This window comes from Nanhaiella sioensis, assembly GCF_046557775.1.
Lineage (GTDB): Bacteria > Bacillota > Bacilli > Bacillales > SM2101 > Nanhaiella > Nanhaiella sioensis.
Genome location: NZ_JBKAEG010000001.1, coordinates 2,516,804 through 2,535,030, shown reverse-complemented (window position 1 = coordinate 2,535,030; position 18,227 = coordinate 2,516,804). Strand labels below are relative to the sequence as shown.

At 35.6% G+C, this 18,227-nt stretch carries 8 protein-coding genes; 2 read left to right on the top strand and 6 right to left on the bottom strand.

The genetic code is table 11. The features are described from left to right. Positions 1-510: 510 nt before the first annotated feature. The 3 genes from V1503_RS11800 to V1503_RS11790 all read right to left on the bottom strand — a co-directional run bounded on the left by V1503_RS11800 (position 511) and on the right by V1503_RS11790 (position 6,829). On the bottom strand, positions 511-1,959 hold the full coding sequence (locus V1503_RS11800) for an O-antigen ligase family protein (protein ID WP_410627117.1): 1,449 nt from the start codon (positions 1,957-1,959) through the stop codon (positions 511-513). A 247-nt stretch (positions 1,960-2,206) separates the two neighbouring features. Beyond that, positions 2,207-4,501: a S8 family peptidase gene (locus tag V1503_RS11795; protein WP_410627116.1), complete on the bottom strand. Its 2,295-nt coding sequence runs from the start codon at positions 4,499-4,501 to the stop codon at positions 2,207-2,209. Between the two features lie 252 nt (positions 4,502-4,753). Next, entirely contained in the window at positions 4,754-6,829 is a 2,076-nt protein-coding gene (locus V1503_RS11790) for a 5'-nucleotidase C-terminal domain-containing protein (RefSeq protein ID WP_410627114.1), read from the bottom strand. 254 nt (positions 6,830-7,083) lie between these two features. Here V1503_RS11790 and V1503_RS11785 point away from each other — a divergent pair, with 254 nt between their 5' ends. Beyond that, positions 7,084-8,964, top strand: a complete 1,881-nt coding sequence (locus V1503_RS11785; RefSeq protein WP_410627112.1) for a bifunctional metallophosphatase/5'-nucleotidase — start codon at positions 7,084-7,086, stop codon at positions 8,962-8,964. 86 nt (positions 8,965-9,050) lie between these two features. Here V1503_RS11785 and V1503_RS11780 read toward each other — a convergent pair whose 3' ends face one another. Further along, on the bottom strand, positions 9,051-13,355 hold the full coding sequence (locus V1503_RS11780; protein WP_410627110.1) for a S8 family serine peptidase: 4,305 nt from the start codon (positions 13,353-13,355) through the stop codon (positions 9,051-9,053). 516 nt (positions 13,356-13,871) lie between these two features. Then, positions 13,872-14,876, bottom strand: a complete 1,005-nt coding sequence (locus V1503_RS11775; RefSeq protein WP_410627108.1) for a GGDEF domain-containing protein — start codon at positions 14,874-14,876, stop codon at positions 13,872-13,874. A gap of 837 nt (positions 14,877-15,713) precedes the next feature. Here V1503_RS11775 and V1503_RS11770 point away from each other — a divergent pair. Next, a complete protein-coding gene (locus V1503_RS11770) occupies positions 15,714-16,304 on the top strand; it encodes a hypothetical protein (RefSeq protein WP_410627106.1) in 591 nt (196 codons plus the stop codon). Positions 16,305-16,490: 186 nt separating this feature from the next. On the opposite strand, the gene V1503_RS11765 is transcribed toward V1503_RS11770, so the two are convergent. Continuing rightward, complete coding sequence (locus tag V1503_RS11765) at positions 16,491-18,227, bottom strand: ABC transporter ATP-binding protein (RefSeq protein ID WP_410627104.1); 1,737 nt, start codon at positions 18,225-18,227, stop codon at positions 16,491-16,493.

Sequence of the window (18,227 nt, the reverse complement as noted above, 5' to 3'; positions counted from 1 at the left end):
ATAGCTTAGTAAGATCGTCACAAAATACCATATAAATCGACAAGGACTGTTTTAACTTAATTAAAAATGCAGCTCTATTAAACAATTAATTTTACACTAGTTAGTAACCACCATATATTCTTTTGTGACAAAGTATTACACGAAATTACAACATCTCCTCAACATATATTCGGAGAAGAATAAATCAATATGAGGGTACAAATACGTTTTATGACGTTCTTTTTAGGAATGTCTGTTTGCACAATGATTGTTGCTTTGCGTTCTAATATATAAGCACGTATAAACCAGCATCTTTTATACGTTTACAATGATGAGGTTTTATAAAAACTGTATATTTCAACAAAGTTTATGAAGAGAGTCGTAGGAATAAATGAGACGATGATACTGTTGACTACATGATCGTACGTTCATTATGAGCACCTCTCGTCACAGTCGTTCGTTTGCAAAACGCCTTACACAATATAAAAAACCTATCGCAAAATGCGATAGGTTATCGTTTAAGTATACTGTTTAATCTTGTAGCACTAATTTGTGTTTTGCAGCGTATGCACCTAGAATCATAAAGAAATATAAGGTGTAAATCTTAGTTTCCCAAATATTGTATAGCAACCCACTTGCACATGTTGCCACCCAAAATGCAATCATCACATTCGAAAATAAATCTTCTTTTCTTCTTTTCCAAAAGAGAACTAGCATTCCTAGGAGGAACACAGCAAACAATATAACGCCCGCAGCTCCTGTTTCAGCTATAACCTGAATATATTGATTATCGGTATAAAAATTTTGGAAATAATACTTATTTTCGCTACCTTCACCATATCCATCCGAGTAAATATTATATTTTTCATATATTGGTGATGAAAACGATAATGTAGCCGAATCACCAAATGTTGCAAAGCCTGATCCCATCATTGGATAGTCCTTGAAAACTTCAAAACCTTTTTCAATAAAATAAATTCTTCCAGTCTCTGCAGTTAGTATTTTCGTCTCATCATCAACTGTATGCTGGATCCTATTAATGAAGCCACCCTTACCATAATCTTGGTCATTAATATATTGTACTAGCGCAACCCCACCGTTCGTAGGAAAGTATACGAGCAGTATACCAAGAATTAGCGTGACAACATAGGGCTTGACTGGTTTCCAATACCTTGTCAAAGCTAAAAATACTATCCAGCCTATAAAAACAGAAATGAGCGTTCCTCTAGATAATGTTAATAGCATCGTTCCGTTAAATAATGTTAACGCAACATATAGGAAACGCTTCGTTTGTCCCTCTGCCTGATGTAACAGGTATAAACTTAAGACGATCGCTACGCCAAGATACATACCTAGTGTATTGGGGTTACCAGGCATTCCATAAATACGAGCAAAGTTAGTTTCTGAAATAATTCTTTCAACCCAAGCTTGCGGCAATAGCCATGTTCTCAACGAAAGCTTCTCAATAATCCCATGTACACTAATAAGCATAGCGACAAAAACTGTTACCCAAGCAAACTTTGTGATGTCTTGCTTATCAATTTTCATTCTAGATATTATGTAGTAGAGTAAATACATAATTAAAAAAGTGCGAAGCTGAAATACAATCGCTACGATCGATACGCCTGTCATATAGGCTGAAACGGCACCTACAAGGCAAAATAAAAAGAATGCCCATTCAAAAATTTTAAATCGAAAAATCGAACGCATATCATGTCGCAACTGATATACTGTTATTAAAAAAAGTAAAATTGTGATGATGTCCCCAATATACTTCAGTCCAGGATTTGCTTCTGCATACAATGGCCTGATTGGAACATATAGCAAGAGTAACAAGAGTGCATTTTTCGGATTTACTATAGTATATACTGCAAAAATTGCCGTAATAGAAATTAGAGCTAATTTAGGTGTTAACGTTAATGACAAAGTTAGGATTAAAAAACCTATTAATAGAAATCGATACGATTTAATGTTCTCCATAAATATAGACCCTCGCTATTTTTAATAGTTCATGTTATAAAATCATTTTAAAATCTATTGTTGGGCTGTACTATTTTGCACCTTCATTTAAGCAAAAATGAATACATAAAAGGAATTTAAAACTCCTAATTGTTAGAGATAATGTATAACGAATTGATGTATACAAATATCAGACAGTTTCTATCATACTACAAATTATAAGATTCGTCATATTAATATTTCCTTTATCCAAATAACTGGTAACATTCTATTTTTGAAGATGCTCATATGTCCTCATAAGCATGGCAACGAATTGTGCCCGCGTAATTTTCTCTTCAGGTCGAAAAATCGGTTGCTCACTAACAATTCCTATACTTGTTAAGTACTGCACTGCATTGTACGCATAATGGTCTTCCTCCAAATCGTTAAATTGATAGTGATTTGGTGAATTCATATGATCATTCTTCTGAAGAGCCCTATGCAAGATCACTGCGATTTGCCCTCTTGTCAATTCTTCTTCAGGGTAGAAGCTTCCATTACTATAACCTTTAATAATCCCTTTGTCTGCAGCAGAATAAATCGCTAAAGACCCAGACAATTCGATAGGAACGTCCTGAAATGTCATCTCTATGGAAGCTGGAAGCTCCCAATTAAACAAGCGCCCCAAAACCATCACACTATGACGGCGAGTAATTTCATTATTTCCCCGAAAAGTACCATCGGCATATCCGTGAACAAAACCCAATTCTTGTGATTCGTATATGTAATCGTACGCCCAGAAATCATCTGCAACGTCGGAAAACTCGTGTTCTTCTTCTTCACTGTTTGACATAAGTACCTTAATTTGGTCTGTCGCATGAACTCGTTGTTCACTCATAGCTACGACGGATAAAGTAGGGTCACTTTGGAATGCATCAATATTACTAAAATCTATAAACAGCCTATTGGATTCAGCTTTTTCAGATGAATACAACTGCCCATCAACAAATATATGGATATCAGACCCTATCAATCCGTTAGATAAACCTAGTATGTTCATCTCATCCTCAATTAAGGTCTGTCCATCTTTTAAGGTGAGCCATTCAATCACTTCGGTAGTTTCTTCCTGAACTGCCTTTGTAAGCTGTAACAAGCCAGCTCCGGAATAAATGTCATAACCATCAATGTTTAAGTCCCTCGCAGTTGCTAGCAACTTTGATCTTATTTGTAATACGTCTAACTGATTATTATCAAGCTTCATATAGGCGACTGCTCCAGAGATGTATGGCACAGCCATCGATGTACCTGATAAAGTTTTATATGAATTATCTTTATATGTACTTAAGATATCTGAGCCAGGTGCGCTAATGTCTACCTCCCAGCCATAATTTGCAATAGAAATAATCCTATTAAATGCTGTTGTACCAGAAACAGTAATGACTCCAGGATAAGAAGCGGGATAAATTTTGTCAGTTGCTGTTTTCCAATTACCTGCAGCTGCTACTACAACAATGTTCTGTTGAATTGCTTGCTCAATTGCTTCGCGAAGCATTTTAGTTTCTCCTTTTCCTGCAAGGCTAAGGTTAATCAAATCAACATCTAATTGAACGGCATCATCCACCGCTACGCCTAGTTCATAATCACTTCCGTTACCGTACTTGTCTAATACCTTTAAAGGTAAGATATCAACAGGTGCATTTGCCAGTATACCTGTAACGCCTACTTCATTATCGGAGCATGCAGCTAAAATCCCTGTAACATGTGTACCGTGCCCGTACTCGTCATCTACATATTCATCGTCACTAGTATAATTCTTTCCTAAGCTATATAATACATTCCCGCAATAATCCTCGTGTTGTGATACACCTGAATCAATTACGGCAATTAACAAATGATTCACACCAATGATGTTGTTAATGATTGGCTTCTTCTTCCAAACCCCTTTTGTTTGGACCATTACCTTTATTGAGTCAAAGGCATCATCTCTTGGTATAAGCACATCTAGCGTTTGCAAATTACCTTCGTTCATTGCAATTCTTTCACCACTACTATTGAACACCTCGAGCTGCCATATATCTTCAACATGTTCAAGCTCAATGGAAAGTCTGGAAATAGCTTCACTACCAAGGACTATAGTAAACTCTGTTTGTTCCAACGATTGATTGTTGTAAGTTATCGTTCCTTCAGGCGTAATGATCTCATTTCCAATCATTAAATTATCTCTTTCTGTGGAATAGTTAGCCATACTATCTTCTGCGTTCACTTTGTCCAATCCCCATTGGTCTACTACAAGTGGATCAGAGAGGCTAAGCTCTAACGCTGCAGTTTTCGAATAATTCTTTTCTACTAAACTTACAAACCCTTCTTGTTGAATTGTTTGTATTTCATACTCTGTAAATGACCCTTTTACTATATGTTTTTCAATACTTATAACACCTTGTCCATGACTCTCTAAGAATCTATCTAAATCTGCCTCTTTGTCGAAATATAACAGCCACTCATTAGCTTTTTCCTCGGCACTTGTATTAATAGTAGTAACAAATAAACATACACATAAAATGAGTAAATGTAACAAAACTTTCATAAAGAACTCCCTAATCTTTTATTTTCTATTATACCAACCTTTGTAGTTATTTGAATGAATAGTTTGTTAATCTACAATCAAAAAACGACATAAAGCACAAAATTATTTCCTAAGCAATTATTTTTATATTAATACGGACATAGTGTGTGGGTAAGTTCAAAATAAAATCGTAATCAATAGAATAGGGGACATGTGGGGTTAACCGAAATAAAAAAAGAGCTGCTAGTAAACTAGCAGCCCCTTAAAACAAATCTATTCATTTTTCATGAAGCGATCATCCATGATCGATGCTGCATCAACTTCTTCTGTCATAGCACGCAAATAATCAGCAAATAATTCGCGTTGGAAGTCAGTTGAGTCAGTCCATGTTACTTCTCCAAATGCAGCATAGCCATCACCTTCACCTGTTGACAAGAAGTTGTTTGTCACAACAGAGAACGTACCTTCTGCAAACTCACCATTAGTATAAACTGGTGTACCGTCCGTTAACGTAATATCAACTATTTGATCACCAAGCTCACGAGCATCATCAATCACTACTTTTAAACCTGAGAATTGTATTTGAAGTAATCTGTCTTCAGGACCTTCAAGAATAATTTTCAGCTGCTGAGCAGTCATATCAGATGTTACATTATAGTTATCGAATGGGAGTACTTTAAATACTTCACCGTAATTAATCTCTCCAGCATCGATGTTTTCACGAATCCCACCTGAATTTTGGAAAGCAATTTGAGTTCCTGCTTTTTCACGCATTGCATCAGTAATCATATTTCCTAATTGGGTTACCCCAAAATCACCTTCAGAGTAATCACGAGTTAACTCGCCGTTTGTGCTACCAACAATCTCATTTTCTATTTCTTTCACTTTCGTTTGATAGTCTTTTACAATACTATCAGTATCTGCGTCTAAAGCAGTAAGATTAATATTTGTTTCAAGCAAGCCTACTTCTTGTGATACAACTTCTTTGCTATCTTTATCAACGAATAACTTTATATGACCCACTGCTCTCGTATATTTATCAGCTTCGATTACAGGAATGCCATTAACAATACCAGCCACACGTTTATGTGAGTGTCCACCAACGATCGCATCTAAAGAGCCAGCTGATGCATCAGCTAAATCTGCTAATTCACCTACGATTTCATTCGTTTCTTCCTCAGCCCATCCTGGTAAGTGAGATGTAACAAAGATAAGATCTACACCTTGATCTTTTAATTCCTTCGCTAGCTCTTCAGCAATCGGAGCTGGTGTTGGGAATATTAAACCTTCTACATGTGTTGAAAGTGTAGTAGATTTTGTTTCTGGTGTAGCGAAACCAATGACACCAATTTTATAGTCACCTTTTTCTAGAATCACATAAGGCTCAGCCCAATCAACACGTGAATTTGTTTCTTCATCAAACACGTTTGCACCCATAATCGGTAATTGTGCTTGTGCAATACGCTCTTTTAATACATCGACTCCCCAGTCAAATTCATGATTCCCGATTGCAGCAGCATCGTATTCAATTGAATTTAACGTGTCAATTGTAGAAGCACCTTCAAATGAATTTGAGATCAGTGTTCCTTGCATGATGTCCCCACCATCAAGCACGACTGTTCCGTCTGCATTTACTGAACGGAATGCATCAACGATTCCACCAACAACAGCCATACCGCCACGTTGTTTTGCTTCATCAAACTCAATATTCCCATGAATATCATTCGTTGAAAGAATATCAATAACATCAAAAATTACTGGCTTTAATGCATCACTTGCCTCTTCACGAGTAAGGTTGTCCTTCGCGCCAAACGCTTCACCGTTGTTCACATCGAATACTCCTGCAAGTATTGAATAAGCTACATAAGGACGTGCCCAATCTGAAATATCAGCTACATCTGTAAAATTGTTTAAGACACTCTCATCTACAGTAGGCATATTACCGTCTGTTAATGCTAGAGTAATAATTTTGGCAAACCGCTCTTTATTCACTGTGTCATTCGGACCGAACTCAGCTTCTGAATAGCCTTCTATTAGATTAGCAGCAATTGCTTTTGCTACTACATCTTTATGTTCTTGTGTATAAACATCTTTAAAAGATAGCTCAGCTTTTTCCTCCCCAAGCTCGCCAGCTCTATCTAACATGATTAAAAGTTGTGCACGAGTAACCAGTTGGTCACCACCAAGGTCACCGTTACTAAAACCTTTTACAATACCTTTTGTTTGCATTAGGTTAATATCAGTTAATTTGACTGCATCAAAGTTCGTATCTGCCTTAGCTAAATCTGTCCCTATCAGACTAAAAGCTAGAGCAGAAGATGCAACAAGCGTTGTCAACTTTTTCTTCATTAAAGTTCACCTCATATGTAGTTTTATTAAACCGTTTTTCTATCGCTCTATTAATATAGCACATAGTTTATAAATGTCAAAAAGCCATTGTTTTGGTATTTTATCCATACTTAAGGTTACTTACATATTTTTTCTAGAATGAGGTAAATGTTGTTAGTATAAAATTTTTATTGTCGAAATCTATAGAATTTCTTATAATAGAGAGTGTTTGAGAGTTTTAATAGTTAAGTTAACTTTCGATTGGAGGAGAATATATGAAGACATTTGGTAAAGTTGGAAGCGTTTTAGCTGGAGTAGCTCTATCTACATCTTTGTTTGCTAGTACTACTTTTGCGGAAGCCATTGAAGTAAATCATATTGATTGGATGAAAGAAGAAAGTATTTTAAAGGGTAATCAATCTGGAAACTATAAATTGAATCAACACGTTAAGCTAGCAGATACTCTAATCTTTCTTGCTAGAACAAAAGGTGTTGAGGGGCTAGAAGAATCTACAGGCAAAAACTTTGCTGAAGATTATATACAATGGGCAAAATCAAATGATGCAATTTCCGATGACCAAGCGAAATTTCCTCATAAACAGCTTTCTTCTGATGAAGTTACAGAGATCGCTAGTAAGCTAGGATACGAGCTTGCTCTTGAAGATAGCAAAAAAGTAACGAGAGAAGACTTTTTAACAGCACTTGGAGAAGCTGTTGTTAACCATATTACAATCGGACATACAAATGATATTCACGGTCACATTGAAGAAAATAGCTTTGGTGGAGAATATGGTTATGCAAAAATCTCTACATTAATTAACGAATGGCGTGCTGAAAACGAAAACTTCTTATTACTTGATGGTGGAGATACGTTCCAAGGAACAGTATTAGCGAATGAATACAAAGGTGAATCACTTCTACCTATCTTAAACTATTTGGATTATGATGTGATGGCTGCTGGAAACCATGAATTTGACTTTGGTTACGAGCAAACATTGAAGCTACGTGATGCATTGAACTACCCAATGATTTCTGCAAACGTATTTAAGCCAGACGGAACGGAATTATTAATTCCAGTTCACTATGAAGAAGTTGCTGGTAAAAAGTTTGCCTTCGTTGGATTTGTTGCTGAAGATACACCTGTATTGACTCACCCAGATAATGTTGCTGGGCTAACATTCAAGAGCCCTGTTGAAGTAGCAAAAGAATTAATTCCTGAAGTGCAGAAGCAAGTTGACAACGTCATTGTCGTTTCTCACGTAGGTGTGACAGTTGACCGACAAATCGCTGAAGCTGTTGATGGTATCGATTTAATCGTTGGAGGACATTCACATACACCACTTACTGAACCTGAATTAGTGAATGGTACGTATATTGTTCAAGATTGGGAATACGGTAAATCATTAGGCCGTGCAGACTTATACTATTACAACGATGAGGTCATTGCATTCGATGGCGGGTTAGTAGAATATGATGAAACAGTTGAAGCTGATCCTGAAGTAGCTGCAATGGTTGAAAAAATTGTAACTGAAATTGATGAAAAATTAAATGTTACAATTGCTACTACTGATGTTCATTTAGATGGTGCTCGTGATTTAATTCGCTCTCAAGAAACAAATCTAGGAAACTTAATTACTGACATTATGCTTGAGAAAACATTAACGATTGATGGTTACAATGCTGATGTTGTTTTAACTAATGGTGGCGGTATTCGTGATGAAATTCCAGCTGGTGACATTACGAAGAAAATGCTAAACACTGTCCTTCCATTCCCTAACACATTAGTCGTAATTGATGTAACTGGTGAAGAGTTAAAAGCAGCATTAGAGCATGGTGTTAGTGGTGTTGAAGAAGGTGCAGGACGCTTCGCACAAATCGCTGGTATGTCATTCACTTATGATTCTACTAAACCAGCCGGTGAGCGTGTATTAGAAGTGAAGGTTGGCGAAGAGTTACTTGATGAATCAAAAACTTACAAGCTAGCAACAAATGACTTCGTTGGAGTTGGCGGAGATGGATATGAAATGTTCGCTAACAAAGAAATGTTTAACACAGGGTTCACATTATATTCTGTTGTAGAAGAAGGTTTAATGAGCCGTGAAACGGTAAGCCCAGTTGTTGAAGGAAGAATTGTTGACGTAGCAAGTAATAACTAAATTGTTACAAAAACCCTATACAGTAGTCCTTTTTAACACGACTACTGTATAGGGTTTATTTAATTTAAGCTATGTTGTGTGATGTACTAAGGTATAAACCTATCATTAATTGCTCTAGCCAAGAATACTGCTAACTGGCCTCTTGTTGTTTCCTCTCCAGGACCAAATGTGTTATTTCCTTTACCAGTAGTAATTTTATGAGCTGCTAAACTATTAATATAGTCTTCTGCCCAATGACCAGCTTGTATATCAGTAAATTGCGCATCATAATCAGTTGATAGCTCAAAAGCTAATGAAAGTAATTTTGCCATTTGTGCGCGGGTTAATGTATCCTCTGGCTTAAATGAACCATTACTTCCTGATATGATGCCGGCTTGTGTAGCCGCTGCAATCTCTTTATAAGCAGGGTGATCAACTGGAACATCTGTATAATTTGGTTCATTCACTCCATTTGTATCTAATTGTAACGCGTTTACAATCCAAACAACTGCATCTGCACGTGTTACTTGTTTATCAGGCATAAATGAAGTTGAATCAGCACCTTTAATAATACTTAAACGCTGTAAGAAATCAATTTCATTTGAAGCCCAATAAGATGGTGAGACATCTGTAAAACGCTCTACTTCCTCAATACCACGATAAATGGTGATTTCTTTTTCAGTTACGTTCCCACTGAGGTCAACAGCCTTTAACACAACTGTATTCTTTCCATCTTCAAGCTGAATTTCTTTTTCAGTATCATATGCAATACTTCTCATTTCAAAAGGCTCTTTTAGAGTATTTTTATACTCTTCATTGCCATTAATATAAAATTTAAGTTCATCGAAATTATCTGCTACGCTTACTTTAAGTAATGCAGTCTCAGTATCAACAAAAGTTGGTACTTCAATATCCAAAACTGGAGCCGTTGTATCAACGATTATTGTTCTTCTAAAAGAGATGTCATTCCCTTCACTATCAACTGCGCTGAAGTAAATGTCGTGAAAACCATCCTCTTCATATCGAACCTCTGTAGCAAATGTGTACTGATTTTTCTCAGCATCCCAAGTGAAATCGACTATTTTTCCATCCACTTTTAGCTCCTGGACTTCTGCATCATCACTTATACTTCCAGTAACAGGAACAGTTCTTGACGCTACTGGAGTAAGTGGAGCTGGTGAATCAACTACGACAAATGGGATCACCTCATCTGAAGTTACTACCTTATTCACCATATTTCCTGCATAATCATAGGCAACGACTTTAATCGTATCATCTTCTCCTACATCTTTTAAACGATAGGTTGTAACATCACTAGCTAAAGGTTCCTCTAATACACTACTACCATTTACTTGAACGTCATAATGTGAAACGCCTGATCCATTTTCAATAGACTTAATGGATAACTTACCGTACTCTTCATCATATAAAACGATTAAAGAAGGGCTGTACGTATCAACATAAATTGGAAGTAAAAGAGTTTGCCAATCTGCATCTGGGTAATCAATTTTTGTTTTTATTTCGTAATAGTATAACCCATCCGCAACTTGCTTGTTATTAGCTGTTCCATCCCAAGCTGCATCTTCAAATAAGTGAGCTAATTTATCCCCAGAATTATCGAAGAGATTTTTCTTAACATGTTGAGATGTTGCTAGCTTACGAATCACTTCTTTGTCACTATTTAAAATAGAAAATTCTATTTCCTTAGCATTTCTTAAAAATGTTAAATATGGTATAGCCGCATCATTGAAGCCATCACCATTCGGAGAAATCGCCAAATTATCTCCGTGGACGATTCCATCAACTGGACTATATCCTAAATAGTTATATATTGGTGTTTCTACTCCTTCTACTTCTTCAATTTCAATATCATCAGATACGAGACCTGCTACACTATAATAAGACTGCTCTGATCCACTTAACTCATCTAAAACAGGTGCTGCGTCCCAGTCTCCATGGAAACCGACATAAGGTATGCTTAACTCAGGGTTCACATCATTCGTATCGACTAACTTAACAAAACCTTCAACGAAGTAGCCATTTTCGAATACTTCATCCAATGGTAGGTTTGAGACCCAATCAATGGTGTTAGTTAGGTCGACATTCACATTAAATGTCACCGAATTCTTTGCAGGTACTGTTAAAAGCAGTTCCCCAGCTTCTTCTTTAATATGAGTTGAAGAAAATGTGATTGGGAAGTCACCCGTCCAAGGCTGCTCCTCACTTATTGTACCATCAACATATATACCTTGAGATTCAAGCTGATTTACGCCTTCCATCACTAGATCAGTTAATACACTACCTTCTAAACGATACGTTACTTCTTCATTCGAAACATTTTCAGCTTTTAAAGTAAATGTTGTCTTATCTCCAATTTCCCTCAAGGCAACCTTAGCTTCACCTGATTTGACTTCTGTAACAACTACAGGTGTACTCATAGCGCCATGTAGGTTCATCAAGCCTGCTCCTTGACGACGAGGAGAATATCCATTTCCAGTACCATAGCTATTGAAATCACCTTTGTCATCAATGACTACCGCTGTGTTCATTAATAGATTTTTTGCAAGTTGAACGCGTTCTGTACTATCTACAGAAAACTGTTCATTTACACGTTGCAATACTAGCGCTGCTCCGCCAGCAACATGTGGAGATGCCATAGATGTACCAGACATCAAGCCATAATTATCATCTTGAAATGTAGAAAGAATATTTACACCTGGTGCAGTAATTTCAGGTTTAAAATCAAGGCTTGGCGTTACTCCCCATGAGCTTGATTCTGCTAATTCTCCTATTTGTGGGTTTACCAAAGTAATCTTTTCTCCAGTAAAAGTTATTGAAACATCCTCACCTGCATCTAATAGACTATACAATATGTCTCCATGCTCTTGAAGAATAAACAATTGTGGAATAGTAATTTCAGGATCAGATACCATCGATACATAACCTGGTGAATGGTTATAGATGATCACGCCAGCTGCACCTGCTAGTTGTGCATTTAACGCTTTTGAAACGAAAAACGTTTCACCACGCTGAATCAATGCAATCTTTCCATTAAGATCTAAACCTACAAAGTCATCAGCCGATGGAGCAACATCCGAATCCCCTGGTTTACGACCTAACCCTGCGTATACCACTTCATATGTTTTCTTAGTTAAATCATCTGGATGAACTGATGACGAGGACATAAATGAGATTTCGCCAGTCTCATCACTAGCTTCATATTTAAATCCATCAAGATCTATATAATCATTGTGAATACTTGCTACTTGAAGAGTTTCTGGAAATAATCCCGGAGACCCTACAACTCCTATATCAGGATTAGCACCAAAAGGCAACGCGCCATATCCATACCCAATCTGTCCTGAGTTTCCAGCTGAAACAGCAACAAGGACACCGCTATTCACAGCTCTTTCTATCGCTTCTTTTTCTGGGTTTTCTGGATCATTAAATTGTGCTGAATCTCCTAAACTCATATTTATGACATCCGCACCTAGTGAGATAGAATCATCAATGGCTTTTATGAAAATATCACTGTATGTCCCAGTTAATCCAGGATCATTACCGAATACTTTCATAGCTAAGATTTGCGCTTCTGGTGCAACTCCTTTAATGCCATCATTTTCTTCATCACCATTTGCACCTACCGTTCCAGATACGTGCATACCATGGTATGAAGCACCCGGACCTAAATCAAGAATTTCCTGGTTATTGTCCGCATAATTGTATCCGTAAGGTACTTTTTCAGTAAAATATTTCCCTGCTAAACTATGTTGAGAAACGAGTTCTGCAACACCTTCTTGCGTTAATGCAGGAGCAGTGCCGTCACTTAACACCATATCTCTATGGCTAGGATCAACACCAGTATCTAATACAGCAACTACCATTCCTTCACCATGGTATCCATAATCTTCCCATGTTTCAGGTGCAGACACCATGTCCTTACTATAAATCATATTTGGTTGTTTATTCACGTTTACTACAGGTCGTGAATATTCATTAGCAATGTAAACATTTTTAACATTACTTAAGGCTTTAATTTTATCAATAGATTGATATTCTACTTCTCCACTAAAACCATTGAGTATTGTTGTAAAACTCTCTTCATAGTCAAAATCTATTGATTTAGAAGCAATATCTGACTTAACAAATTGTTGCTCCTTCATAACCTTTTCCTTTAATTCTTGTTTTTTATTGTCATTTAAATCACCAAACTTTACTTTTGCTTTGTTGGCATAAGTTATGCTTGGCTCACTTGCTAACTCTACAATAATACGAACCTTTTCATTTGGATCTAACACTTTCTCATCGGCCGCATCTGTTTCAGCTTGATATGGAGATGCTGTCGCTAATGAAACATTGGACATAATGAGGAAAAATGTCGTAATCATGAGAAATAATTTCTTAAACCTCACCGAATAACCCCTTTCTTAATTATAATAGGTAAAAAAAATTCCTTTGTTACTATTATAAGGAATACTATCATTCTATTTCCTTATAAATATTTAGTCAAACCAGAAAATGGAAATAATTCAAATTATTCAGACTTTAATGGGTATAACAGGCCGTAAAATAATTACGGCTTATCACCAATAGCTCCATTATTATTATTTTATAATAGGATAAACATTGTCAAAACAGCATTTTCTCTCCACTTCAAGTCTAGCCACCATAAGTTAAAGATCACAATAAAAAATATTATTAGGCGACAAAAATTTTCGAAAAAATAATTTTTTCTGCATATTTTTCCACTAAAAAAAACCTTTATTGTGCATATTTATTCAAATTTCATATGATTTGCATTATCAGCATCTTTCATGAAATTTCTATGTAAAACTTCTTTTGCCTTAATAATGATTAATAAGAAATACTGTCATTTATAAATAGTATTCTTTTTATCTTCTCTTCTTTAATAATGATCATGCTTAACTTTATTTACTAACACAATTTCTCCCCTTTTTCTTTGCACGATACAAAGCTTTATCTGCCGCTTTAATGACTTCATCAGTTGCTTTGTTTGTTTCATTTCTTTGAGCGACCCCAATGCTTATTGTTACTTTTAATTTTTGAGTGGTCGATTTACCATTTTTGTATTGTTTCTTGTAAGCATATTCTTGTTTTGAGATTTTTTTTCTTAATTCATCTAAATGCGGAATAACTTCTTTTATATCCTTTCTAGGAAATATGATCGTAAATTCTTCTCCTCCGTATCGATAAGCTTTCCCATTACCGGTTACTTTTTGTAAACAGCTAGCTACTAGTTTTAATACTTCATCACCAACGTCATGACCATATTTATCATTAAATTTTTTGAAGAAGTCGATATCGAGCATAGCTATTGAATACTTACCTCCCAGTTTCATTAAATCTTCTCTTAGCATTCTTCTCGATGGAATACGAGTAAGTTCGTCAATATATGCCATAGAGTATGTTCTATTAATAATAGATAATATTAATAACAGCCCACTAAGTGAAAAGAAGATTTCTAAATTTAATACTCTATCTTGGAAATGAAAGGCTAAAAATAAACAAATAGATATTCCTAATAGGAAAGTATTTTCAACAGAATAATTTACTATGTTGATAATGATTAGGGTCGATAAAAGTAATAGAAATAACACAATTGAAAGCTGTGGCATATTCTCGTAATTAAAATTACTAATTGGTAACTCATAATCGAGTATGAAACGGAAGGCCTGTTCACCTCTATTTCGAAATAACCATACGAATATAGCAGCTTCTAATAATAAAATTATACTCATTATACGACCTTGAATAGAAAAAACAGCACCATCTTTAATAAGTGCCACAATAGCTATATTTAATGGCAGAATGATAGCAAAAATTTCAATTAACAAAGCAGGTGAAGGAGTTGATAAATAGTTTATACATAATAAAGCAATAAAAAGTAAAATACCTACCAAAAATGCTTTCACTTTGTTAAACCAAAAGCTAAAGCATATGAGCACGATAAATATACTATATGTAATATAGTGAAAAGATCCCAATAGTGAATTGGGGATATTGTTGGGATTGCTCGTATAGTATAAACCTAAAGAACATAGAAAAATGATAATTATATAAGGGATAGTATTTTTTAGGATCAATTTCACTTTAACAGTAATCCTTTCTATAATGATGTTAACTTATTTTGTTAGAATGTGTTTTCAATGATAAATCTGAAACCTAGCTAAAATTGATAGTTATAAAAAAATGATGTTAATAAGGTTATTAATAGTTTGTATGATAAGTTTCACAGCAATATTATTACATCTATTATCGGTCAGTATTATAAAAAATGAATTCCCATAATGCAGGAATAAAGCTTAAGAAAGCTTTACTAATAGTGCTCTTTTCATCATGTTGTTTTGCGTATTACGAAGTAAATACACACAACTAGATTTAGGTGCCTTTTCTTCTCTGAAGACTAAAATATCATACACAATAGTTACTCAAATGTAAGTGAACAAAAGAAACAAAGGTTACGAAAAGAGCCTTTGATAAACAGGAAGCAATGCGATACAGCCTATAAGAAATTCCATTGATATAGATATGATTTCGTTTTACAACATATAGTGAACAATAGTCATTACGATTAGTGTACGATATGTTCCCCTTTCAAATGGAATTGTAACCTATATCCATTTCACAAACAACCGTTCGTTTTCAACTTCACACAAATACCTTCAGTATAAAAATTGATTACAATAAAGGATTTATATGAAAAACCTAGAATCCACTTAAGTACATATCATATTTAGGAGGGGACTTCATTGAAAATACCTCAATTGTTAAAGACGATTGAAAAAAATAGAGATATATGTGATATATTGATGGAATATTTTGATTTGGAGATTATCACACCCAATCTCGATGTAAAAAAATTTAATTTTGAAACTAGCGTTGAAACAATGATTATAGCTGAGGATGGATCAGGAGGTATTTTCGCTTTACTCCACAATGAAGGGATAGAAGATCTACCAGTTTATTACATTAACTCAGAGGGTCAAGCCGGAAAAGTTGGAGAAAATTTCGAGCAATTCTTATCAATGATCATTACTATCCCCTACTGGCTAGACTTATTAAAATTCTCAGGAAATGGTCAATTATCTGAAATGAAAAAAGCTCAGCCATTCCTACTAGAGGAGCGATTAGAAGATTTCCCTAAAATTCAGCGTGTGAAAGATAAAATAACGTGTGAACTGTCTATTAATGAAAGCTCGTACCCTGTAGAAAACTTACACAGATCACTTGTTACAAACTCACAAACTCCTATTTACTCTTTGGATGGGGAAAAAATGGAGTCTTTATTTCAATCTTATAAACCATCAGACAACCCTCTATGGAAAGATAGAATTGTATAAGGTTGTTATGGTATATATGGTGTTTCTTCTATTGAGATTCAAGAATCTATATCGTATTTCCTTATAACATTGCTCTAGTTTAGTTGCCCTGCTTTCTGTACATATCATGAAAAAGGAATAAGGTCTTTCAACTGCGACCCCATTCACTTCATTCATGTAAGGATTTAAAGGTATAGGTCTATTTGTTCAGACCCCCAACTGGTGTGTCGCGAATTCGCGGTACATGTTGTGCGTTTCAAATAGTTCGCCGTGTGTACCTTTACCGGTCATAATGCCTTTATCTATAAAGATAATTTGATCAGCATCAACAACGGTAGATAGCCTGTGTGCAATAATTAATGTCGTTCTACCTTTCATTAAATTTTTCAATGCTTCCTGTACGACAATCTCCGATTTACTGTCTAAACTAGACGTTGCTTCATCAAGCATTAATATTTTCGGATCCCTTAATAGTGCTCTAGCAATTGCAATTCTTTGCCTTTGCCCTCCGGATAACTTAATTCCACGCTCCCCAACTTCCGTCTCATATTTCTGAGGAAGTTCTTCAATAAATTGATCGGCGAATGCCATCTGTGCTGCTCTGCGTAATTCAGCTTCACTTATTTCATTTTCCGTTCCATAAATGATATTTTCCTTAATTGTTCCTGCGATAATCGGACTTTCTTGAGATACGTAACCAATCTGATTACGCCATGATTTTAAAGAAAATTGATGAATCGGCTCTTCACCTAGCTGTATGAATCCATCCGACGGTTCATAAAACCTTTCAATAAGTGAAAATAATGTCGTTTTTCCACTACCACTCGGTCCGACAATGGCTGTCACTTTTCCTGCTTTTACTGAAAAACTAATATCCCTTAAAATATCCTCCCCATTTTCGTATGAAAAAGTAAGGTTTCTCACATTTATTGATTGATCAACATTTGTAACAGTTGACCCGCTCGTTACGTGCTCCTCACCATGGTTTAAGATATCAATGATCCGTTCTGTTGCACCCATTGCTTTTTGAAGCTGAGTAAAGAATGCTGTAAATTGGCTCATCGGGATAATAATTTGGATTAAATAAAGGATAAATGCTACTAAATCTCCGGCAGATAATGCGCCTGATGCCACTCTCAAACCACCATATCCCATAATAACAACGAGTAAAGCCATTAACACAAACGACATTAAAGGTGCAATTAAAGCCTGTACTTTTGCCTCTTTCAACCCAAACTTGAATAAATTATTGATACCCCTTCTTCCATTCTCAAGCTCAATAGATTCTGCATTAGAGACTTTTACAAGTCGAACTTCAGAGAGTACTTGACTAAGTACAGTTGTAAACTTTGCTGTTTCATCCTGTAAATCCTTTGATATTTTATACATTTGTCTCCCTAATGGTAGTAATATAAATAGGGACACTGGTACAACCAGCAGCATTATCAAGGTCATTTTCCAATCAAGATACAGTAATATGGCAACAGATCCTATAATTGATATAACGCCAGTGACGAAATTGGTTAAGTGATCCGTGATTAGCTCCTTGACTACTGCAGTATCGTTGGTCATTCTACTTATTGTGTCTCCTGTTCGGTTTTGGTCATAATAACGTATAGGAAGCACTAACAGCTTTTTCCATAACCGTTCCCTTATCTTTGCTACGATAGATTGGCCTATATAGCTTAGTAGATAAAGAGAAACTCCTCCTGCAATTGCCTGAATGACGAATGCTACAATTAACAAGACGACATGAATTTGATTAAATGACGACAATGAAAATTGATCAACTAAGTTTTTTGTAAAAAGGGGGATCGCCAGTGAAACGATTGTCGAGAAGATACTCATCACCATCGCAATTGAGATTAATAATTTGGATGGCTTTGTCTCCTTAATAAGAGCTGAAAATAATCTCCAATCCCCTAATTCCCTTTTCTTTTCCAT

Coding starts and splice junctions, on each gene's coding strand:
- V1503_RS11795 (WP_410627116.1), bottom strand. CDS start 4,501: ATGAAAGTTTTGTTACATTTACTCATTTTATGTGTATGTTTATTTGTT.
- V1503_RS11800 (WP_410627117.1), bottom strand. CDS start 1,959: ATGGAGAACATTAAATCGTATCGATTTCTATTAATAGGTTTTTTAATC.
- V1503_RS11785 (WP_410627112.1), top strand. CDS start 7,084: ATGAAGACATTTGGTAAAGTTGGAAGCGTTTTAGCTGGAGTAGCTCTA.
- V1503_RS11790 (WP_410627114.1), bottom strand. CDS start 6,829: ATGAAGAAAAAGTTGACAACGCTTGTTGCATCTTCTGCTCTAGCTTTT.
- V1503_RS11765 (WP_410627104.1), bottom strand. CDS start 18,227: ATGGAAAAGAAAAGGGAATTAGGGGATTGGAGATTATTTTCAGCTCTT.